Here is a 21,212-nt window from a genome sequence, read left to right as displayed (position 1 = left end):
GTTTCAACTAGCACGCCCGTGAGGGCGTGACTTATCACTGGTTGACGAACACGGCAACATAATACAGTTTCAACTAGCACGCCCGTGAGGGCGTGACCGAGGCGTACAAACAGACCTGCTTCAACGACATGTTTCAACTAGCACGCCCGTGAGGGCGTGACGGTCTGCCACGTAATAGGCAAAGCCTGTGTCGAGTTTCAACTAGCACGCCCGTGAGGGCGTGACCCCCGAAGCCGAACCATTCGGACGCATGGTCATAGTTTCAACTAGCACGCCCGTGAGGGCGTGACCAAACAGCCTGGGAACTCGGCTACCTTGAAGAAGTTTCAACTAGCACACCCGTGAGGGCGTGACGAGCTGGAAACACATATTTATCGTAAACATAACTGTTTCAACTAGCACGCCCGTGAGGGCGTGACTCGGGCAAAATAATTCATGTGCCAATTTACGGGTTTCAACTAGCACGCCCGTGAGGGCGTGACACCTTCTTTCGCTGCGCATCTCCGATATCGCAAAGTTTCAACTAGCACGCCCGTGAGGGCGTGACAACTGGCGGGGCTTTATTATTTTTTAAGGAAGTGAGTTTCAACTAGCACGCCCGTGAGGGCGTGACCCATACACGCTTTCAGTTTCTTCCCCGACACGTTGTTTCAACTAGCACGCCCGTGAGGGCGTGACACGAAGCGTACAAACAGACATGCTTCAACGACATGTTTCAACTAGCACGCTCGTGAGGGCGTGACGGGATCGCCAACCGTATAATCCGCAAGGGGATCGTTTCAACTAGCACGCCCGTGAGGGCGTGACCGAAATACTTGAAGCAAAAGACGGCGGTGTAGTGGTTTCAACTAGCACGCCCGTGAGGGCGTGACATTTCGACTGCCGCCGGTATCCCGTTCTGGACAAGTTTCAACTAGCACGCCCGTGAGGGAGTGACTATCTGCGTGAGAAGGAGCGCGACGGGATTTACGCGTTTCAACTAGCACGCCCGTGAGGGCGTGACATCTTCCGATGGCGGGCCCGATACAAATGGGATGTTTCAACTAGCACGCCCGTGAGGGCGTGACTGGATGCAGGACAGGGTCAAGGAATATTTTACTGTTTCAACTAGCACGCCCGTGAGGGCGTGACGGAGAGAATACGTCTCGGTCGATGTTGGCGATCATGTTTCAACTAGCACGCCCGTGAGGGCGTGACGATTTAGGAGCATGGCTAGTACGCGCCTCAATGTTTCAACTAGCACGCCCGTGAGGGCGTGACAGGCCACCGGGCGGCGGTGGATAGGGATGGAAATGGTTTCAACTAGCACGCCCGTGAGGGCGTGACTATGTGAGCGGTCGGCGTCACATACGAACGCTATGTTTCAACTAGCACGCCCGTGAGGGCGTGACATAAAAACTTTAATTTAATTCTTGTCACACCAGTTTCAACTAGCACGCCCGTGAGGGCGTGACCTGGAAACACATATTTATCGTAAACATAACTAGTTTCAACTAGCACGCCCGTGAGGGCGTGACGGTTTCGCTGACTTGGGGCTGGCCGGTTTCTGTGTTTCAACTAGCACGCCCGTGAGGGCGTGACGAGGACCCAATAACCATTGCGATCTTATTCCACGTTTCAACTAGCACGCCCGTGAGGGCGTGACCCACGCCGTCGAACCGTTTCAGGCAGTCCATCAGGTTTCAACTAGCACGCCCGTGAGGGCGTGACGAACGTGCGGAGTTTTTCAAGCCCGTCTATCAGGTTTCAACTAGCACGCCCGTGAGGGCGTGACGGTTTCACACTTCTTGCGATGGGCTTCACAGGCACGTTTCAACTAGCACGCCCGTGAGGGCGTGACGGAACTGACGGAACGACTATTGGAAATTATGTCAGTTTCAACTAGCACGCCCGTGAGGGCGTGACTCCACATCAGTTGGCCTTATTGCAGATGCACTTGGTTTCAACTAGCACGCCCGTGAGGGCGTGACGGGAAATCAATTCCTCCATACGTGCAAGATTTGTTTCAACTAGCACGCCCGTGAGGGCGTGACAATTTCGCACGATCTGGCGGCAAAAGGTTATATAGTTTCAACTAGCACGCCCGTGAGGGCGTGACTCGTCCTGCCTCACCACCGCGCGGGCAAGAATAAGTTTCAACTAGCACGCCCGTGAGGGCGTGACGTGGAGAGCGGCGAGAATGCAAACGGACTGTACATGTTTCAACTAGCACGCCCGTGAGGGCGTGACTGCGACTCCCGACTTCTACAGCAGATTCAACAGCAGTTTCAACTAGCACGCCCGTGAGGGCGTGACCGCGCCGTGAGCTTGGACAGGCGGAACTATTTGTTTCAACTAGCACGCCCGTGAGGGCGTGACAACGTGAGGGGGGTAATGAGATGACAACAACGACGTTTCAACTAGCACGCCCGTGAGGGCGTGACTATCACAAGCGGGAGGTTAACGAAAATGGGATTAGTTTCAACTAGCACGCCCGTGAGGGCGTGACGATCCGAATTAACCCTGATATCCCCGAACATATGTTTCAACTAGCATGCCCGTGAGGGCGTGACGGCAGTGCTTCCAAAGGCACTCATTTTAACAAAAATTTCCCTTATTGCGCGAACGCATCTTTTCGTTCGCTTTTTCATGGTACGTTTTTTAAATAAACTTTGTATAAGCCAGATATAGACAAGAGCGCGAGCCCTCTAACATTTTTTCGGATGCTTGGGGTTCGCGCACACACAAATATACATGTTACAGCAAAAGCAATCCTTGAGGATCATATGGTTCTTTCACTCCGACATGTTCTACTCTTCTTTGCCAGTTTGCTCCCAAAAAGTAATATCTTAGGCTATCTTTCTGATTATCAATGCTCTTCTCTAACTGAAATTTTAACTCGGACCATTGTACCGGGTCAACCAGACATTCAAAGACAGAGAACTGGACTCTCTGTCCATGGTTTTCACAGAGTTTGGCGATTTTCCTTAGACGCTTCGCACCGCCTTCACTGCTGACATTGACGTCATAGCTTACCACAACGAGCATCTCTCATTCCTACTTCCAGATATATGGCGGGTATTCCTGCATATCGCCGCGTATGTGCCGTGCAAGCAGCATAGCCTGAAGATGAGGCAGCTGGCCTATCAGAATTTTTTCACCAGTATATGGATGAATCACTTCGTCCTGTTTGCGTGACTGCCACTCGGATATCACCGTTTTGCGCGCCTCCTCGGTCATGATAACGGCTCCACTTTCTGAAAATGTGAACCCTGAGCCCTTGACCTGCTTAAGGTTTATGAGGGAGAGTACAAATCTGTCAGCCCACCAACTCCTGAACTCTTCCATCATATCAAGAGCCAAGCTTGCGCGCCCGGGCCTGTCTTTGTGCAAAAAACCTACGGCGGGATCCAGCCCAACGCCATGCAGCGCTGATTTTACGTCGTTTGTAAGGAGTGTGTAGACGAAAGAGAGCATCGCATTCACCCTGTCCCTTGGCGGGCGTCTGTTTCTTTCTGTGAATTTAAAGTCGTCATTCTGCTGTATTATGAGTTTATCAAACAGATCAAAGTAGAGCCTTGCCGATATCCCCTCTATCCCACGCATCTCTTCTATGTTGTCTTTGTCGCGAAGCTGCGCAAGATACCCTTCAAGCTGGCCGATATTCTCCCTAAAAAATTTTTCTATAGTACCACCCTGCGGATGATCCCGTAAGAAACGTTGGAGGACAACACGGCTGTTGCTTATTTTTGCCGCAAGAAGGCTCCGTACGATGCTGGCGCTGCGCTGCGGTGAGTCTGATATACGATATTGCTCTTTGCGAAGGAGGACATTTCCACTGACAGGACCATGAACCGAAGCCAAAAATTTCCCATATTCAGTGAAGAAAGAGATTGACACTCCATGCTCAGCACAAACCCCCATAAGCGGCGGTGTCACGCTTACCTGCCCGAAACACAGCACAGAGTCAAATATGTGAATCGGGAAGGCACGGCTTTCCTCTTTATTCAGGTGAACTATTATGTTTTCTCCTTTTTGGGAAAGCCACGCTCCCTGGGTCATTACAAAGAGGCTGTTCAGCAATCTTTTCATTGTCTTTCCCCCAAGGTCAACATTTCTGCTTAAATATATTGTCTAAATATTTCCGCGATCTGTCCGCCAAATGAGTTTCTTCTGGCATGCAATGCTCCCGCATAGAACAATTTTTACATTGTTTTCCAGGCGTATAGGCCGGTGTCTCCGCGCCGGAGGCCAAAAGGCGCGCCCTGTTGCATTTTGCGGCAACTTCACTGCGCAGCTCCTCAGTAAGTGCTATTTTTGTTCTTCTCTTTGGTTCACCATAAAAGATAGCGCCCTCTGTAATAGAGCAGCACAACATCTCCTCAAGGCAAATAGCCTGTGCGCACATCTGCACTTCGTCCGCGATATCCCAACGTCTGCGCCCGCGTTTGTATTCTACGGGATACGGCCTCCATCTTTTTGTCTTATCTTTAAAGCTTGGTATGATGACGCCATTTTCGTCGTCGCGATAGAATTCAACCATATCCGCTATGCCGTAAAGGCCAAGCTCCGACGAACGGAGCTGGAGACCCGTGGCGAGTTTGACCTCGCCACGGCTTTCACTCCCGATCTGGTGCACATTCGTGTGCAGATGATCTCCCTCGATGGTAAGAAGATTCTCGGCCCATAGCTGTTCGACATGAATGAGCATCCACTGCCTTTCGCAGAAGGCCAGATGCTGCAGACCTGATATCAGAAGGAGATCATCATCGGCGTACATTACGATTTCGCCGGGATCTCTTCAAATACCTTTTTATTGGATTTTCCATCTACGTTGATTATATAATCACTGAAGCTGCGAGCAGGACCTTCTGTGGCACGTTCACATTTTACTCTGTCAAAAAGCTCTTGCGCAGGTCTGTCACCTAGCGCTGAATCATGTTTGAAGACAATCAGTTTCCTAAGGCTCATCAGTCCCCGCGCCGCTGAATGATCAAATTCAAACATATTTTCCATCGCCTTCCAGAGCTCCTGCAGATCTTCTTCTGTGAATCTTGTTTTTCCTGCAAGCTGCGGCGAAATAAAACCGTATCCGCAATAGAGGCCGTAGGGAATGGTAAATTTACGTCCCATTGTACGTTCCTTCTCTATGTCCTTTTCATTCGTCACGGCCATTCGGGTGATTGCGTGTTCTTGCGCGATAACTGGTTCAACGGATCTGGAAAAGGTAAACTGCACAGGCCCTCTCACCTGTCCGGCTTTTTTAACTATTTTCCCCTTTCCCGCTCCCTTTTTCTTCTTATCGCCTTTTTCTTCCTCTAATGATTCAGCCGCATCGGAAGAACCCTCTGCCTCTTCTTTATTTCCGGTGCTCATCACCGCGCCAAAAGCCCGTATGTCAAAATATTTCCTGCACATCCCAGCCTGCGTCTTATCTTCAAATTCCTGGCTTTCGGTCGGAGTTGTGGGAACCCTGCCGCCGTTTTGTTCATCGTACATTGCCCCGATCATGTTATTTAAGACGGCCTTTTCCTTTACAAAAATGTCAAAACCATACTTATCTGGCGATACCGTCTGGAAATAATTGCGTATCTTTCTTTTGATACAGACATCCGTTACAAGTCCATCGCCAGTTTCGGCGTCAATGCGCGGAAGATTTCCCGCGTCGGGATCACCGTTTGGATTACCGTCCTTAACATCAAAAAAGAACATAAAATCGTATTTATTTTTAAGTTCACTCATAACAATATCCTCCTTTAATTTTCTTTTTGTGGATATAGATACTGACGTTCGTGGTAATACCCGATGGCAAAATATCCCTGTTCCTCCAGGTAAAGGTGCTTTGGCATCACCTCCGGCTGCAATGATGAGAATATTTCCGTGATTTCACTCTCTAATTTATTTTTACGTTCCACCGAGAGCTTTCCCAGATGATGATTCATAAGCCTTATCAAGATGGGAAAAACGGAGGCCGGGCATGAGGACATTGCACCGTAGAACCGGTCGCGTATCGTTGCGTTGATCCCGGGATTCGCCTCCTCCTGAATTTTTTCAAGAACGGCAAAGAGCCGCCCCAGCCTGTAGGCTGGGAGTACATTTTCCCTGTCGAGGCCCATTATTATTTCAACTCCTTTTATATTTTTATATTTTCGATTCAGATACGCCTTAATAAATGCAACTCGCGAAACAGTGGGATTTCTTTCCGCCCGTACCCTTTCCATAATGTGGCCAAAGAGCGCCGATGGATATGGCATACCGTTAAACACGGAGTATATCAAAGCCGGTATCATGTTCGGCGGAACATTTTCAACTTTCCCCTTATATTCCGAAGAAGATAAAATATCCCTAAATGTAATATCCCTCCATTCTGAATTTTTAATAATTTCTATGTCTTTGAAGTATTGGAGAATGTTTTGTGCTATTTCTTTAATGCTGCCGTTTTTCCAAAAAACTACACTGATCCTGGCTTTGTTTGGAGACAGACCGAGAATGTAAAAACGGTCTCCAACATCACTTGGAATTTTACCGGTAAAAATTGATTCAAAAATATTTTTTACATTTTCAGTCCCCAGATTGGCGTTGTCTTTGAGAGAACTACACATAAGCTTAACGCCCTTTTCAGCCTTTTCCGCCGTCTCGTCAGTAAGAATTTTAGGAGCCGTCCAGAAGAGCAACACCACGTCTCCCAGGTTCATCCGGTTATACTCTGAATTTAAAAGCGTGTTTAAAGCTGTAACATAATAGAACTGCGCCTTTTGAGATATCGGTGCGTTATATCCTTGCTCTTTGCCATATGAATCATAACCGCTGTCTTTTTGGAATCCTACAAGAGTAGCCTGATTTCCGCCAATCCTCACTTTAGAATGCGTTCTGGCAATTTCACCGACTTCTCCGGTGACGAGACATCTTCCAATTATCTTCCCCGTCTTGTCGTCAAAATTTTCCTGCTCTTCATTTTGAGTGGATAGCCATCTGCGAAGTTCAACATTTTCTGTCACAGGTACGCTTTCATCGTCAAGCTGAAAAGTGAGATTACACCCGGGTATCTTATGGCACTTTGGCCAGTTCTGATGCTCTAAGACCTTTCGAACGCCATCCCCTTTATAGAACTTCCTGACGGCAGAGATCTCCCTGTTCTCTTTTAACTCTTCCGGCAAAGACTCGAGCTTGGCGATAAAAGACTCCTTCTGTCCCGACGCATTGATATTATCTTTGTTAAGCTGAGACTGTCCCAGAACATATCCATAATGGTCCCACAGCAGGTTGGCTGTCTGCCAGCTGTTAGAGCCGGATCTGCCTATTGATTTTGGCACAAGAATTATTTTGCCATTTTTACCGTCAGTTCGCGTGTCTATCAAATTAACAAAATCGCCATTTTCATCAATTTCAATAATGAACTTGATCTCTTTTTTCTCCATACCGTAGGGGGCTATACGGCTTTGTTTTCTTTTAGATTCTCTAATGTAATAGTCCGCGAGCGCCTGTAATATCATCTGTATATCATCTCACTCTCAGGCTGCGGCACAAGGACTGTACCGTCCTTCATCTGCGCTCTGAAAAACATCGGCGTGATATCGGCCTCGTCGCTGTAATCCATATCGTAGAGCATCAGACCCAGATCCCGCGTTTCTCGTATCGGAGGCGCCTCTGCCGCGGCTTCCGCTATAAGCTTGAAGTAACAGCTGAATTCACGGCATCCCAAGTATGGCTGGAAGAGGCATTGCCCCTTTTTCGCTCTTCTTTCAAACATAGCATGGTACTTTCCGGGATTCTCGTCTCTGCGGTTAGTCTCACGCTCCTCCATATCATAGAATTCCTCGCTGATCGCTTTTTTAGCCTGCGGCCGTTTATCCGGGGGAAGATATATCTGCCTCGCGAAAATCCTGTATCTAACATCCCGCAGAAAAAGCCCCGACTTCTGTTGCCGCACCTCCTCAATGTAGAAACTTTTTACATTAGGAGAACACAGCTTTGCCGTTTCATTCCGTCTGACAGATATCCAGCGTATAGGATTTAGCAGATCAATCCTTTCGACCTGCCATCTGATCGCCGGTTTCCAAAATACAGTCTGAAAAATCATCCTCGCGGAAGACGGTGTTATTATGTCATAGCTGACGCGTTCAACTTTAAGCTCCGGACGCGTAAAGCAGGCGTAATCTCCCCATACTTCCAGACAATAGACAGGATCATGAAATTCCATCCACACCCCTCCTCATCAATAGATAAAGTTATGGTCGTCATAGTTATAGAATTCGCCCATAAGCACCCCCTTACCGGGTTCATAAAAACCGTTGTTTAAAACATAATAATTATTTACGACCTCGATGCCTCCTTTCTGATAGATATCGTTAAAAAGACAGACGGGAATGTTTACTGAGAAACGCTGCAGCCGGCACATCAGTCTGCGGTCCGGATGTCCTTCGCGCAGCTGGCAGATCAGTTTTTCGCCATCGGCAAAGGGAACAAAAACAGTTTTTTGTCCGGAGGTATCAATGAGCTTAAACTCCTCCGCAAAACTCCTGAACTGGAACCTGCCGCAGTCCGTTTCATCGACAAGCAGCTTTTCATAGTCACATTTATCAAGTTTTTGGTGCTCCGCATAGAATTTTTTGAAATACAAATTAAAAGAACCGGCAGATAGGGAATCAAAATAGTCGGCTTTGCGCGCCAAGCTGGACGTTATCTGCGCCCCAATCTTTATCTCACCGAAAGGTTCCGACTCGGGATTGAAAACAACGACTCTGCCAAGTCTGGGGTTACCGGAATCATCTTTTAACCTTCCCTCCCTGTTGGCTCGCCCAGCCGCCTGAACAATTGAATCCAGCTGGGCAAGAGCGCGCCAAACCTCGGGAAAATCTAAATCCACGCCAGCCTCAATGAGCTGTGTTGAGACAACACGCACAGGTCTGCCCTCTTTAAGGAGCTGCTTTATTTCAGTAATAATGGAGCTTATCTCTTCGCCGCACATTAGCCCTGAAAGCTGTATTGTTCCCTCAGGCATATATTTCATTAACTCGCGGCAGTCTCGGCGTTTATTTACTATACACAACACCTGCGAAACTTTTTTCAGCTCTTCAGCAATCTCTTCCCATGAAGATCTGACATTTATATCGTTTTTATAGACCATATACTCTACACGCTTCAGATCTTCATATAGCCGTACAGGGTCCTTTATGATCTCAGTACACCCGCTGATACCCTCAATACATGTATTGGATGAACCAATCTGGCCGGTAAGTGCCGGTTGTGTGGCTGTACAGAAGAGGACCGTGACGCCAAAGTATTTCACCAGTCCCTTAAGGACCGACAATACCGGATGCAGATACTCCGCCGGGATCTTCTGAGCCTCGTCTAAAATAATGACACTATGCGCAAGATTATGAAGCTTGCGGCAGCGGGAAGGCTTCGCGGCAAGAAGTGATTCAAAGAGCTGGACATTGGTCGTCACCACCACCGGAGCATCCCAATTCTGTGAGGCGAGGAAATTCATATAAAGCTCTTTATCCGGGTCAATATTGCTGTGATGTTCCAGCACATTTTCTTCTCCAAAAAGAAATTCGCCGCGCTCCTTCATTATTTTTATTTTTTCATCGTCATCGGTTCCGTATTTATAAGTTTTGGCAGTCTGTTCTATAATGCTGGTGTATGGAATGGCCATTATGACGCGCCGCTTATTATTTTTCAGGGCATGTTCCAATGCAAAAGCCATCGCAGAAAGAGTTTTGCCGCCTCCGGTGGGAACAGTCAGCGAATAAAAACCCGCAGGACCCCTAGCGGCCAAAATACATTGCTTAAGTATCTCCGCTCTAATCTTATTGACCTGGGTCTGCGATGCGGAAGCGCATTTGGACTCCATAAAAGAGTCAAACCTCTCTTTGAGCTGTGCAAGCGTGGCACGCGTGCCCCTTGCCGCATTTACATCGTTATCCATGAACTTCTCGGTGTCTAAATAATCCGAGTCCACCAAAGATGAAAAGATCAGCCTGACCCAAAGATGCTTATATTCATCCTGCATTTCCGCAATTTTTTGAGAGGGAAAGACGACCTCCGGGATCTTTACTTCGCCGAAATTTATCTCTTCAAGAAGCCCTGCCTTTAATATACCATCTTCGAAAAGCCTTGACGTCAGACTCTCCCCGCAGCCATCATAAAAATCCGGAAGCCCGGCGTGATGGCCAAGAATTGTGTATGAAAGAAGCAGAGATTCCGGTTGTGACATATTATTTAACAGCCAAGCGGCTCCGGCGGTGGAATGCGTGCCACGTTCACACAATTCGTCAGGAATTGAGGGATCATATCCGGAGGCCTTTTTTAAATAACACATCCATGAATTGCGGTACTTACCTTGATCATGCAGTATCCCTATCATATATGCGCATGCAGATTCGCCCATCGCAGCAGCAAATTGCGAGGCGGTCTTTGCCGTGTTCGTCAAGTGCTCATCCAAAGGCTGCGTTCGCGTCAAGTCACCGGATATATGAGCAAGATATTCCATAACAAATACCCTCCAAAACTAATATTTTGTATTTGCAATAGCTATTTTTTATATTTTTATTCTATGTTATAGTTGGTATATAAGCAATATGTTTTCTTAGTAATCATTAACATAACAAAGAAAGCGCTACCCATTGCTACCGGGTAGACGCCCTACTATGACATAGTTTCAACTAAACACGTTTTTACACGCGACAATTTATGAATGTAAGTATTATAGCATAAGCCCTTAAATAAATAAGGAAAATTCTACATTACGTGCGAGCGTCTTTTTTCTTAGCTAAAGTAAGTTTGCCTGCGAAATCTTTTATTTTTTAGGGGCTTTACTATTCCAATGACGGCGACATCTCGTTACTCGGCACTACTATTCCATATCTTGTCAGATTAAGTGGCAGCGAGACGGCGATGATTGACATCAAGAATGGCCTGCCGAGGGACCCTGCAAGGATTTTTACGCAAATAACCGACAAAAGCCGCGGCCATTCTCAGATACGGTACAAATACCGTACCGCCTCTGAGGATAGCCGCGTCCGTTTCTTGCTGTCTTTTTATTGCCTATTTCGCGGGAGCGTCACAGACCAGCGTGCCGGCGATCGCGAAGTTTTCCCCTTTCATCTCGTTGATGATGATGCGCACGGCGCTCTGCGGCACGTCCATCGTTTCGCTGACGACCTTCGTCATACCCGTCACCATCGCGCGCTTCTGCTCCACGGTGCGCCCCTCTTTGATGTTTACCATAACGATCGGCATTTTCGCATCTCCTTATTATGAAATATCGGCGGTTGCGTGTAAAATATAATCTATATTTTAATCGCTCTACGCTTGGGGTGTCTATATGGTCGGCGGTATTTATATATTTCTGGGCTTCTGTCTTGGCGCGGCCCTCGGTTCTTTCGCAAACGCGGCGGCAATGCGCACGGTGGCGGAGAAAAAATGGTGGGGACGGGAACGTTCGGTCTGTGACAGCTGCGGGCGGGTGCTCTCTTCCTGCGATCTGATTCCCGTCATCTCTTTCGTCGTCCTTCAGGGACGGTGCCGCAGCTGCCGCGCGCCGATTCCGCTGCGCCACTTTACGGCGGAACTCTCATGCGGCGCGCTCGCGGCGCTTTTTACTTGGCGTTTCGGACTGACGCCCGCTCTCGCCTTTGCCGGAGCTTCACTCCCCTTCCTGGCCTTCAATACGCTGACGGACCTCGAAACAGGTTACATTTACGACTCATGGGCGGTGGCGATGGCGGTCTGCGGCATGCTGCTGCGCGCAGCCCACGGCTGGCCGGGGCTGCTGGACGGCCTCTTTGGCGCGCTAGCGGGATTCGGGGTGATCGGGGCGATAATCGTGGCGAGCCGCGGCCGGATGGGGCTCGGCGACGCGGTGCTGATGCTAGGCATCGGCGCTTTCATGGGCTTCAAGCTGACGCTTCTCTCTCTCTATCTCGGCTTTATGTGCGGCGGCCTCGTGGTGATCCCCCTGCTGCTCGCGAAGAGGGTGACACGCAAAACAGCGGTGCCGCTGGGGCCTTTTCTCTGCGTGGGAATGGTCCTCTCTATGCTATTTGGGAGTAAAATACTGCCATATCTGGGGTATATCACACAGTGGCCATGGAATATTTTTTAGGTGAAAACAATTTAAGGAGGAACAACTTATGAAAAAGATACTATCGCTCACCGCGGCGCTCCTGCTTGCCGCCGCCTCCGCCGCGATGGCGGGCAACATCGTTCTGGTAGAGCCGGATAAAACCGGCGGCCCCTCCGTTATGGAGGCGATCGCCGGCCGGGCCTCGGCCGAGCAGAAGGCTTTCTCCAATGAAGAGCTCTCGCTGAAGGAGCTTTCCACGATCCTCTGGGCGGCGACGGGCAAAAACCGCGAGCCCAAGGGCTGGACTGTGCCGATGGCGATGGGCCGCGAGCCCTACGTCTCCGTATATGTGCTGCTCAAGAGCGGCGGCTATCTTTACAACTGGGAGAAGAACGCCCTGATGCAGCAGACCACGGAAAAGGAGCTGACAAGCCGCGCCGTGACGCAGGACTATGCCAAGAGCGCCCCCTGCATCCTGGTCTTCGTCAGCAAGGGCACTATGAACGTCGATAATTACAATTACATCGCCACCGGCGCGATGTCACAGAACGTCTACCTCGCCGCCGAGGCGCTCGGTCTCAAAACCCGCTTCCTCGCCTCCTTCAATAAGGTAAACATCGAGGCGGCGCTGATGCTCGGCCCGATTATGAAGATAACGGGCGTCATGGTGGTCGGCAGACAGTAACCGACGGGATACCAGCTATTGAGCCAGCGGCCTGAGAACGCCTCGGGCCGCTGACTATATTCGCGCACCTCTCTGTTGCAAAAGCCGCGCAAAAGCTATATACTTTATTTGAAATGTTTTACCGCTGAAACGGAGGTATTACTATGAGTTTTGTCCCCGCGCACATCTTTCGCGAATATGATATAAGAGGCATTGCAGATGCCGAGCTCACCGACGAGCACGTATTTCTCATCGGCAGGGCCTTTGGCACCTGGCTCATGCGCCGCGGCTCATGGGCGGTGGCGATGGCGGTCTGCGGCATGCTGCTGCGCGCAGCCCACGGCTGGCCGGGGCTGCTGGACGGCCTCTTTGGCGCGCTAGCGGGATTCGGGGTGATCGGGGCGATAATCGTGGCGAGCCGCGGCCGGATGGGGCTCGGCGACGCGGTGCTGATGCTAGGCATCGGCGCTTTCATGGGCTTCAAGCTGACGCTTCTCTCTCTCTATCTCGGCTTTATGTGCGGCGGCCTCGTGGTGATCCCCCTGCTGCTCGCGAAGAGGGTGACACGCAAAACAGCGGTGCCGCTGGGGCCTTTTCTCTGCGTGGGAATGGTCCTCTCTATGCTATTTGGGAGTAAAATACTGCCATATCTGGGGTATATCACACAGTGGCCATGGAATATTTTTTAGGTGAAAACAATTTAAGGAGGAACAACTTATGAAAAAGATACTATCGCTCACCGCGGCGCTCCTGCTTGCCGCCGCCTCCGCCGCGATGGCGGGCAACATCGTTCTGGTAGAGCCGGATAAAACCGGCGGCCCCTCCGTTATGGAGGCGATCGCCGGCCGGGCCTCGGCCGAGCAGAAGGCTTTCTCCAATGAAGAGCTCTCGCTGAAGGAGCTTTCCACGATCCTCTGGGCGGCGACGGGCAAAAACCGCGAGCCCAAGGGCTGGACTGTGCCGATGGCGATGGGCCGCGAGCCCTACGTCTCCGTATATGTGCTGCTCAAGAGCGGCGGCTATCTTTACAACTGGGAGAAGAACGCCCTGATGCAGCAGACCACGGAAAAGGAGCTGACAAGCCGCGCCGTGACGCAGGACTATGCCAAGAGCGCCCCCTGCATCCTGGTCTTCGTCAGCAAGGGCACTATGAACGTCGATAATTACAATTACATCGCCACCGGCGCGATGTCACAGAACGTCTACCTCGCCGCCGAGGCGCTCGGTCTCAAAACCCGCTTCCTCGCCTCCTTCAATAAGGTAAACATCGAGGCGGCGCTGATGCTCGGCCCGATTATGAAGATAACGGGCGTCATGGTGGTCGGCAGACAGTAACCGACGGGATACCAGCTATTGAGCCAGCGGCCTGAGAACGCCTCGGGCCGCTGACTATATTCGCGCACCTCTCTGTTGCAAAAGCCGCGCAAAAGCTATATACTTTATTTGAAATGTTTTACCGCTGAAACGGAGGTATTACTATGAGTTTTGTCCCCGCGCACATCTTTCGCGAATATGATATAAGAGGCATTGCAGATGCCGAGCTCACCGACGAGCACGTATTTCTCATCGGCAGGGCCTTTGGCACCTGGCTCATGCGCCGCGGCGTCACCGCGGCCACCCTTGGCGGAGACGCGAGGCTTTCCACCCCGCGCATAAAGGCCGCCGCCGCACGCGGACTCAACGCGGCGGGCGTCAACGTCACCGACATCGGGCTCGTCTCGACACCGACCTTTTACTGGAGCCTCTATCGCTTCGACGTCGGCGGCGGCATCATGGTGACCGGCAGCCACAACCCGAAGGAGTTCAACGGACTGAAGGTCGCCTACGATAAGGCCACGCTGTGGGGCGACGACATCCAGTCGATATACAAAATGATAGAGGCCGACGACATGGCTGAGGCGGAGAGGCCGGGCAGCTGTAAGAGCGCCGACATCAACGCCGAATACATCGACATGCTCGTTTCAAAGATAACCCTCGGTCCGCGCAAACCCAAAATAGTCTGCGACTCCGGCAACGGCACCGGCGGCCTTTATGCGCCGGAGTTCCTGCGCCGCATCGGCTGCGAGGTGACGGAGCTCTACAGCACGCCAGACGGACACTTCCCCAACCACCATCCTGACCCGACTAAGCGCGAGAACCTCCCGGCGCTGATCGCCGCGGTGAAGGAGAGCGGCGCGGACTTCGGCGTCGGCTTTGACGGCGACTCCGACCGCATAGGCGTGGTGGACAACAACGGCGAGGTCATCTGGGGCGACCGCCTGATGGCGCTCTACTGGAGCGAGATACTGCCGAAGCATCCCGGCGCGCTGGCCATCTGCGAGGTAAAGAGCTCGATGGCGCTGCCGGAGACGGTGGAAAGGCTCGGAGGCCGTCCGATTTGGTGGAACGCGGGACACTCACTCGTCAAGGCGAAGATGCGCGAAGAACACGCCCTTTTCTCCGGCGAGGTCTCCGGCCACATGTTCTTCGCCGACGAATATTTCGGCTATGACGACGCCTTCTACGCCGCGGGACGGCTGGCGCGAATCATCTCAAACACGGACAAGACGCTCACCGAGCTGATGGCGGCCATCCCCATCTACCCCTCGACGATCGAGACGCGCTACGACTGCCCCGACGACGTCAAATTCGGCGTCGTCGAGCGTGTGAAGGAGGAGGCTCTCGCGGAAAAACTTGAGACGATCACCGTTGACGGCGTGCGGATAATATACCGCGACGGCTGGGGGCTCGTGCGCCCCTCAAACACCCAGCCGGTGCTCGTCGCGCGCTGCGAGGGACGTACCGAAGAGGCTCTGGACGAGATAACAAAGGACATGAAGCGGCGTCTGCTGGCGGCGGGAAGTCCCGATTTCGAGTGGGGCTACTAATCGCCGCAAAACAGCAGCACAGCGAATCCCGCGCCTGCGGAGCAGTTAAAACAGCCGCATGAGACAAAATATGCGGACAGATTTATTCCAAAAGTGGAAACTTAAGGAGGAGACATATTACATGCAGTGCTCTCGCGAAGTTGAAGAAATGGTATGTGTGGCAAAGGGCGCCAACCACGGTCCCGCGCCTATTCCCGAAGAGGGAAAGTGGGTCGAATCAAAGCAGATCGGCGACATCTCAGGCTTTACGCACGGCGTGGGCTGGTGCGCGCCGCAGCAGGGCGCCTGTAAACTCTCGCTCAACGTCAAGGGCGGCGTCATCCAGGAGGCGCTCGTCGAGACGATAGGCTGCTCCGGCATGACCCACTCCGCGGCGATGGCGGCGGAGATCCTTCCCGGAAAGACGATCCTTGAGGCGCTCAACACCGACCTCGTCTGCGACGCGATCAACACCGCGATGCGCGAACTCTTCCTCCAGATAGCCTACGGCAGGACGCAGAGCGCCTTCTCCGACAACGGTCTGCCGGTGGGCGCGGGGCTTGAGGACCTCGGCAAAGGGCTGCGCTCGCAGATCGGCACGATGTACGGGACCCTGGAAAAGGGCCCGCGCTACCTTGAAATGGCGGAGGGCTACATCCTCGACCAGGCGCTTGATAAAAACGGCGAGATCATCGGCTACCGCTACGTTTCGCTCGGCAAGATGATGGAGGCGATACGCAAAGGCATGGACCCGAAAGAGGCCTTTGAGAAGAACACCGCCACATACGGCCGCTACGCAGAGGCCGATAAGATCATAGATCCGCGCAGGCAGTAGGAGGGAACGGCAATGGCAAACTTTGAAGGTTACGACCGCAGGATAGACAAAATAAATGCATTCCTTGCCGGAATCGGCTTCGAGTGCATCGATGAGACACGGGAACTATGCCTGGAAAAGGGAATAGACGTCGCGGCCATCGTGCGCGGCATCCAGCCGATCGCCTTTGACAACGCCGTCTGGGCCTACACCCTCGGCGCGGCGAACGCCATAAAAAGCGGCACGAAGACAGCCGCCGCGGCGGCGGAAAAGATCGGCGAAGGGCTTCAGGCCTTCTGCGTTCCCGGCTCCGTCGCCGACCAGCGCAAAGTCGGCCTCGGCCACGGCAACCTCGCCGCGATGCTGCTGCATGAGAATACAAAATGCTTCTGCTTCCTCGCGGGACACGAGTCCTTCGCCGCCGCGGAGGGGGCCATCGGCATCGCCCGCACGGCAAACAAAGTGCGCAAAGATCCGCTGCGCGTCATCCTCAACGGCCTCGGCAAAGACGCGGCCTACATCATCTCGCGCATCAACGGCTTCACCTTCGTGGAGACGCTCTACAACCAGTACACAGGCGAGCTTGAGGTGACGATGGAAAAACCCTTCTCCGACGGCGACAAGGCGAAAGTCAAATGCTACGGCGCGAATGATGTCAACGAGGGCGTGGCGATCATGCGCCACGAGGGCGTCGACGTCTCCATCACCGGCAATTCGACGAACCCCACGCGCTTCCAGCACCCCGTGGCCGGCACCTACAAAAAATGGGCCGTCGAAAACGGCAAAAAATACTTCTCCGTCGCCTCCGGCGGCGGCACGGGACGCACGCTGCACCCCGACAACATGGCCGCCGGTCCCGCGAGCTACGGCATGACCGACACCATGGGCCGCATGCACAGCGACGCGCAGTTTGCGGGCAGCTCCTCCGTCCCCGCGCATGTCGATATGATGGGCCTTATCGGCATGGGCAACAACCCGATGGTCGGCGCCTCCGTCGCCGTAGCCGTCGCCGTTGAAGAGGCGATGAGGTAATATAACGTATGATTCCAAAGGGGCGGATGCAGACATCTCCGCCCCTCTTATTTATGCTCCGCTGTATTTCATGTTTCGCCTTGGTTTATAAGATTTTTAGATAACGCTACAGATTACCAACGTCAAAGATTCAGCGCATCAAAAGAATTTCATAAGAAGCCTTCTACCATGTAACTTGTAAAAATTACTCTACGGACAGTACGGAAAGAGAACCTGACCTGAGACGCAGCGAAAGAATCAGTTGGGTCAGGGCTTTTATGGAAAACCATAATTGCCGGAAAAATGAATGTCTGCCTGACTGCAGCGGGATAAAGCTCTGGAAAGAACCATGGAAATCAACATACCGTATCCATATAATGCTTGAAGAAGAAAAGTACGTCGTCGTAGCCGAGGAACGGGAAGAATATTGTTTATTAATTACCGGTTATTATATCGACTATGAACATTCCCTACGCAAATTGCGCCAAAGATATGAGAGATATTCTCGCCAATAAAAAGCAGGGAGCGCATTATCAATACGCCCCCAGAAACTCCTTCTACGCTAGTAGATGAGCTACTAATAGTCTACGCTACGCGTAGATTATTGTCAATCTCAAGTTGACACGCGGCAATATGACGGTCGCCGTTGAAGAGGCGATGAGGTAATATTTCTCCTAATACATATTGGAAAGAGAAGAGGGAGGGTGAACATCACCTCCCTCTTTTTTTGTTATTCAGGAACCTTCGTCGCTTTAACTATTTCCGCCGTCTCCTTACGGGGCTTATTTACGGCCCGCGCTTTTTCTAAAGAGGAGCGGCATCGATATGAGCAGCGCGAACATGCCAAACCCGGCGGTACTGCAGCCGCCTGAGCCGCCGCCGTGGTGCGCCGCCGTCACTTTCACCTCGCAGGAGGCACTGTATGCGCCGTCTTCGGTGGCCGCCATTATCACGCATGTTCCTTCGCTTTTGGCGGTAACCTTACCCTCTTTGTCCACCGTGGCGACTGTCGGGTCGCTGCTGCTCCAGGTCAGCGGCTGTTCGGTTATATCCTGAAAAACGGCGGTTATCTTTTCCGTCATACCCCTGCTGACCGTCATCGCCGCGGGCGTGAGGATCAGAGCGGGATTCAGCGGTTTTTCAATCACCGTGACGGTACAGGAGGCCTCTTCGCAGCTCGTCTTCGTCTTCGCCGTGACCTCCGCGCTCCCCGCCTTCAGCGCGCTGACGACTCCCGTCACGGGGTCGACGGCGGCAAAGTCAGGTTTGTTGCTGCTCCAGGCTACCTCCTCCAGCGCTCCCTCGGGCGCAAAGGAGACCGTGAGTTTTTTGTCATAACCCTTTACGATGGTCAGCGCCGAGGGATTTACAGTTATGGAATCGGTATCCGGGCGTGGCTCTGCCACGTCTTTGGAGAGCGGTTTTATCGTCCTGCCGCTTCCCGCGATACAGATCGGCACGCTCGCGAAGTCAGTCTTATAGTCGCCGTTGTTATTACGGCCCTCGACGAAAATGTAGACCTCTTCGCCGTCGTGGTATTCGGGGATGACGAAGGTGACGGTTCCGTTTTTGTCGGCGGCGGCCTCAAGGCTCTTTATCCGTCCGTAGTATAGGGCACGGTCGCCGCTCGTGACGGAGGTGGCGAGGTAGTAGCCCGCGCCGGTGGAGGCCCCGGAATAGGTCACGTCGACGCTGGCGGCGGTTATCTTTCCAGAGGTCACGTCTGCCGACATGAGTTTGTAGGTGTTTGTAGCGAGGGTCAGTTTGTGTTCGTATTTTCCTTTATCGTCGGAGGTGTAGCTCTGTTTATGGAGCGAGGCGGTGAGGCCATCCTGTTTTCCGCCCGCGGCGGGGGAGGTAAAGAGCAGACAACCGAGATTTAAACGGAAAGCTGGACGAATACCGAGCACCTTACCGTTGACGTAGTTATCGTAGATGTAGCCGAGATAATAGAGGTAGGACTCAGAGTAGGTGTAGTAGCCGGGAGAGCGAAGCCACCAAACGCCATACGTTTTGCCACTTTCCTCATCCTTATGATTGAAGCCTGGCTGCCACAAATAGTAATCGGTAGCTTCCGCTATGTGCGACTCGTAACTGTCAAAGCCGTATTTCTTACCCAGCGCCTTATCAGGATTTTCATTACTTGGGTCCTGATCGACATCGGCGTAAGAGAGGAGGAATATTTTATCCTCCGTCTCCGGGCCTGCGTCAAATTTGGTATGGTAATTATATCTTACACTGTTGTCTACCTTATCTTTTATTATCCCGCCGCCTTCACCCACGCTAAAGGCTTTTTCGTAAAAGAAATAGCCTTTCGGGTTTGTCACCTTTATTCCCGTCACGTCCGCGGAGACCGACGGCTCATATTCTCTCCCGTTGAGGAAGAGACGAATCTGCGATTCGCTCCACCATGAAGCGTAAGGATCATCGCGGTCGACATCTGGGTTGAATGCTATCCCCGCGTCAAGTATCAGTTCCGAGAGCAGCAGCGACTGTCCACCGCCCGTATCGAGCACGCGCCAAAGTATAGGCTCAACCTTGAAGTCAGGCGAGGTCCCGCTCTGCGGATAGCTGCCGTAATATACGACGTCCGCGCTCGTCAGCGCCGGGGCGTTCCGCGCCGCGCCCAATACTAGTGTAAGTGACAGTAAGAGAAGGAGTAAGAGAGAGGGTAATCGATAATGTAAACTTGATTTTAGTTCTGGGGGGGGGTATTCCGGTTTAGTCTGTGGCCGTCATGACGTTTTTTCATCTTTTTTTGCCTCCTGATTAAGTATTATTACTGTAGATATTTTGTTGGTTCGCGCATTATCCTACCGCAGTTTTTGGCGTTTGTGAAGCCTTTTTATTTTTTTCCCGCGATTATTCATCCGTCATTATTCCACCGCCAGCGCCTCCCTCGGCGCGCGCCCTGCGCAGACGGGCCGCCGCGTCGCGCACATGCCCCGGCAGGCGGGTCTTCAGATAGTAGGCAAGCCATTTCATATCGGGGCATTGGGGGACGAGCCGAATCAGCGCGAGGTAGCCCTCCTGCTTGAGGTCGTCGAGGTCCGCGCCGCGCCCCTGATAACGGCAGGCGGTGGCAAGTACTAGCGGGGTGTAGTCCTCGATTATTTCGCGCAGCCGCAGGGGGATGTCCGGCGCGGGAACGGCGGGCGGAAGGTTTGGCACGGGAAGCAGCGGCGGGCGCGGCACGGGCGGCGGAGGCGCGCAAGGGGCGGCGAAGCGCCGCCGGACGGCGGGAGACGCTGCTGGAGGTTCCGTCTCTTTCGTCAATAACAGGTGGAAGTTTTTGCTTTTCTGCATTTCTGTTGCCCTCCTTTTGTTTTGTGGTCTTTCGGTCTCTGATAAAGGTAACAGTGTCCGGCGGGAGGGGCGGTTACAAGTTGGGGAAAAGGATAAGATCGGGAAAGATGGAAAGGAAAAAGAAAATGACTCCTTTGCAAAAGTTAATGCGACCGGCGTTCTCTTGTCTTTTTTGCAGAAGTTAACGCGACACTCATTTCTCTTTGGGGGCGCTTTTACTTTTGCAATTGACAAACCGCCGGTTTATTCACTTAAGGGGGTTGACAATCGCTCCGTTTATATCTAAAATTTCACCCATTGAAAGACAATCGATGTAAATCATCTGAAAGGAGGCAATGGGACATGACGAATAAGATAACAGCTTCATCGCTTGACAGTCGTGTCACACGGTTCTCCTTTATCGGCGCGGGTCCTCTTCACGGGATCTGCGCGAAGACTGCTTGATTCATAGATAGCGCCATTTGAATCTACGCACCGCGTATATGTCGTTGAAGCAGGGCCCGCACATTGCGGCCCTGCTTT

18 protein-coding genes and 1 CRISPR repeat array are annotated in these 21,212 nt (G+C 52.1%); of the genes, 8 read left to right on the top strand and 10 right to left on the bottom strand.

The features are described from left to right. Positions 1-2,552: direct repeats of the CRISPR family, unit length 31 nt; unit sequence GTTTCAACTAGCACGCCCGTGAGGGCGTGAC. A gap of 184 nt (positions 2,553-2,736) precedes the next feature. The 8 genes from cas2 to LIO98_RS14480 all read right to left on the bottom strand — a co-directional run bounded on the left by cas2 (position 2,737) and on the right by LIO98_RS14480 (position 11,223). Next, a complete protein-coding gene (gene cas2, locus LIO98_RS14515; protein WP_291958788.1) occupies positions 2,737-3,027 on the bottom strand; it encodes a CRISPR-associated endonuclease Cas2 in 291 nt (96 codons plus the stop codon). Positions 3,028-3,036: 9 nt separating this feature from the next. Continuing rightward, positions 3,037-4,071: a type I-C CRISPR-associated endonuclease Cas1c gene (gene cas1c / locus LIO98_RS14510; protein ID WP_291958786.1), complete on the bottom strand. Its 1,035-nt coding sequence runs from the start codon at positions 4,069-4,071 to the stop codon at positions 3,037-3,039. A gap of 16 nt (positions 4,072-4,087) precedes the next feature. Beyond that, the gene (gene cas4, locus LIO98_RS14505; RefSeq protein ID WP_291958783.1) at positions 4,088-4,759 is read right to left on the bottom strand and encodes a CRISPR-associated protein Cas4; all 672 of its coding nucleotides are present in this window, start codon (positions 4,757-4,759) and stop codon (positions 4,088-4,090) included. Further along, the gene (gene cas7c / locus LIO98_RS14500) at positions 4,759-5,721 is read right to left on the bottom strand and encodes a type I-C CRISPR-associated protein Cas7/Csd2 (protein ID WP_291958779.1); all 963 of its coding nucleotides are present in this window, start codon (positions 5,719-5,721) and stop codon (positions 4,759-4,761) included. Before cas7c ends, cas4 begins: the two co-directional genes overlap by 1 nt. A gap of 14 nt (positions 5,722-5,735) precedes the next feature. Beyond that, entirely contained in the window at positions 5,736-7,472 is a 1,737-nt protein-coding gene (gene cas8c / locus LIO98_RS14495) for a type I-C CRISPR-associated protein Cas8c/Csd1 (RefSeq protein ID WP_291958776.1), read from the bottom strand. After that, positions 7,469-8,179 (bottom strand): type I-C CRISPR-associated protein Cas5c, encoded by a 711-nt coding sequence (gene cas5c, locus LIO98_RS14490; RefSeq protein WP_273308441.1) that lies wholly within the window; start codon positions 8,177-8,179, stop codon positions 7,469-7,471. Before cas5c ends, cas8c begins: the two co-directional genes overlap by 4 nt. A 15-nt stretch (positions 8,180-8,194) precedes the next feature. Further along, positions 8,195-10,474 (bottom strand): CRISPR-associated endonuclease Cas3'', encoded by a 2,280-nt coding sequence (locus LIO98_RS14485; RefSeq protein WP_291958768.1) that lies wholly within the window; start codon positions 10,472-10,474, stop codon positions 8,195-8,197. A 554-nt stretch (positions 10,475-11,028) separates the two neighbouring features. Continuing rightward, positions 11,029-11,223: a 2-hydroxymuconate tautomerase gene (locus LIO98_RS14480; protein WP_066747684.1), complete on the bottom strand. Its 195-nt coding sequence runs from the start codon at positions 11,221-11,223 to the stop codon at positions 11,029-11,031. 85 nt (positions 11,224-11,308) lie between these two features. Here LIO98_RS14480 and LIO98_RS14475 point away from each other — a divergent pair, with 85 nt between their 5' ends. The 7 genes from LIO98_RS14475 (at position 11,309) to LIO98_RS14445 (ending at position 17,405) form a co-directional block, all read left to right on the top strand. Continuing rightward, positions 11,309-12,088, top strand: a complete 780-nt coding sequence (locus LIO98_RS14475; protein ID WP_291958765.1) for an A24 family peptidase — start codon at positions 11,309-11,311, stop codon at positions 12,086-12,088. A 28-nt stretch (positions 12,089-12,116) separates the two neighbouring features. Then, complete coding sequence (locus tag LIO98_RS14470) at positions 12,117-12,734, top strand: nitroreductase family protein (RefSeq protein WP_291958761.1); 618 nt, start codon at positions 12,117-12,119, stop codon at positions 12,732-12,734. A 143-nt stretch (positions 12,735-12,877) separates the two neighbouring features. Beyond that, complete coding sequence (locus tag LIO98_RS14465) at positions 12,878-13,402, top strand: prepilin peptidase (protein ID WP_291958763.1); 525 nt, start codon at positions 12,878-12,880, stop codon at positions 13,400-13,402. 28 nt (positions 13,403-13,430) lie between these two features. Further along, on the top strand, positions 13,431-14,048 hold the full coding sequence (locus LIO98_RS14460) for a nitroreductase family protein (protein WP_291958761.1): 618 nt from the start codon (positions 13,431-13,433) through the stop codon (positions 14,046-14,048). Between the two features lie 143 nt (positions 14,049-14,191). Then, positions 14,192-15,580: a phosphomannomutase/phosphoglucomutase gene (locus LIO98_RS14455; protein ID WP_291958758.1), complete on the top strand. Its 1,389-nt coding sequence runs from the start codon at positions 14,192-14,194 to the stop codon at positions 15,578-15,580. A 121-nt stretch (positions 15,581-15,701) separates the two neighbouring features. Beyond that, the gene (locus tag LIO98_RS14450; protein WP_066747697.1) at positions 15,702-16,394 is read left to right on the top strand and encodes a hypothetical protein; all 693 of its coding nucleotides are present in this window, start codon (positions 15,702-15,704) and stop codon (positions 16,392-16,394) included. Positions 16,395-16,406: 12 nt separating this feature from the next. Continuing rightward, a complete protein-coding gene (locus LIO98_RS14445) occupies positions 16,407-17,405 on the top strand; it encodes a GGGtGRT protein (RefSeq protein WP_066747700.1) in 999 nt (332 codons plus the stop codon). Between the two features lie 761 nt (positions 17,406-18,166). On the opposite strand, the gene LIO98_RS14440 is transcribed toward LIO98_RS14445, so the two are convergent. Continuing rightward, positions 18,167-20,014 (bottom strand): Ig-like domain-containing protein, encoded by a 1,848-nt coding sequence (locus LIO98_RS14440; RefSeq protein ID WP_291958748.1) that lies wholly within the window; start codon positions 20,012-20,014, stop codon positions 18,167-18,169. Between the two features lie 232 nt (positions 20,015-20,246). Next, on the bottom strand, positions 20,247-20,690 hold the full coding sequence (locus LIO98_RS14435; protein ID WP_291958745.1) for a sigma factor: 444 nt from the start codon (positions 20,688-20,690) through the stop codon (positions 20,247-20,249). On the opposite strand from LIO98_RS14435, the gene LIO98_RS14430 reads away from it, so the two are divergent. Beyond that, positions 20,677-20,976 carry a hypothetical protein gene (locus LIO98_RS14430; protein WP_291958742.1) on the top strand — a complete coding sequence of 100 codons (300 nt, stop codon included), beginning with the start codon at positions 20,677-20,679 and terminating at the stop codon, positions 20,974-20,976. The genes LIO98_RS14435 and LIO98_RS14430 overlap by 14 nt on opposite strands. Positions 20,977-21,212: the final 236 nt, after the last annotated feature.

The sequence above is a fragment of the Cloacibacillus sp. genome (assembly GCF_020860125.1).
Classification (GTDB): domain Bacteria; phylum Synergistota; class Synergistia; order Synergistales; family Synergistaceae; genus Cloacibacillus.
This window is presented reverse-complemented; position numbering and strand designations above follow the sequence as displayed.

What these genes read in the sequence shown, in the direction of transcription:
- LIO98_RS14455 (WP_291958758.1), top strand. Translation starts at nt 14,192, where the DNA reads ATGAGTTTTGTCCCCGCGCACATCTTTCGCGAATATGATATAAGAGGC.
- LIO98_RS14450 (WP_066747697.1), top strand. Translation starts at nt 15,702, where the DNA reads ATGCAGTGCTCTCGCGAAGTTGAAGAAATGGTATGTGTGGCAAAGGGC.
- cas4 (WP_291958783.1), bottom strand. Translation starts at nt 4,759, where the DNA reads ATGTACGCCGATGATGATCTCCTTCTGATATCAGGTCTGCAGCATCTG.
- LIO98_RS14445 (WP_066747700.1), top strand. Translation starts at nt 16,407, where the DNA reads ATGGCAAACTTTGAAGGTTACGACCGCAGGATAGACAAAATAAATGCA.
- LIO98_RS14460 (WP_291958761.1), top strand. Translation starts at nt 13,431, where the DNA reads ATGAAAAAGATACTATCGCTCACCGCGGCGCTCCTGCTTGCCGCCGCC.
- LIO98_RS14485 (WP_291958768.1), bottom strand. Translation starts at nt 10,474, where the DNA reads ATGGAATATCTTGCTCATATATCCGGTGACTTGACGCGAACGCAGCCT.
- LIO98_RS14465 (WP_291958763.1), top strand. Translation starts at nt 12,878, where the DNA reads ATGAGTTTTGTCCCCGCGCACATCTTTCGCGAATATGATATAAGAGGC.
- LIO98_RS14470 (WP_291958761.1), top strand. Translation starts at nt 12,117, where the DNA reads ATGAAAAAGATACTATCGCTCACCGCGGCGCTCCTGCTTGCCGCCGCC.
- LIO98_RS14475 (WP_291958765.1), top strand. Translation starts at nt 11,309, where the DNA reads ATGGTCGGCGGTATTTATATATTTCTGGGCTTCTGTCTTGGCGCGGCC.
- cas1c (WP_291958786.1), bottom strand. Translation starts at nt 4,071, where the DNA reads ATGAAAAGATTGCTGAACAGCCTCTTTGTAATGACCCAGGGAGCGTGG.
- cas8c (WP_291958776.1), bottom strand. Translation starts at nt 7,472, where the DNA reads ATGATATTACAGGCGCTCGCGGACTATTACATTAGAGAATCTAAAAGA.
- LIO98_RS14480 (WP_066747684.1), bottom strand. Translation starts at nt 11,223, where the DNA reads ATGCCGATCGTTATGGTAAACATCAAAGAGGGGCGCACCGTGGAGCAG.
- cas7c (WP_291958779.1), bottom strand. Translation starts at nt 5,721, where the DNA reads ATGAGTGAACTTAAAAATAAATACGATTTTATGTTCTTTTTTGATGTT.
- cas2 (WP_291958788.1), bottom strand. Translation starts at nt 3,027, where the DNA reads ATGCTCGTTGTGGTAAGCTATGACGTCAATGTCAGCAGTGAAGGCGGT.
- LIO98_RS14435 (WP_291958745.1), bottom strand. Translation starts at nt 20,690, where the DNA reads ATGCAGAAAAGCAAAAACTTCCACCTGTTATTGACGAAAGAGACGGAA.
- cas5c (WP_273308441.1), bottom strand. Translation starts at nt 8,179, where the DNA reads ATGGAATTTCATGATCCTGTCTATTGTCTGGAAGTATGGGGAGATTAC.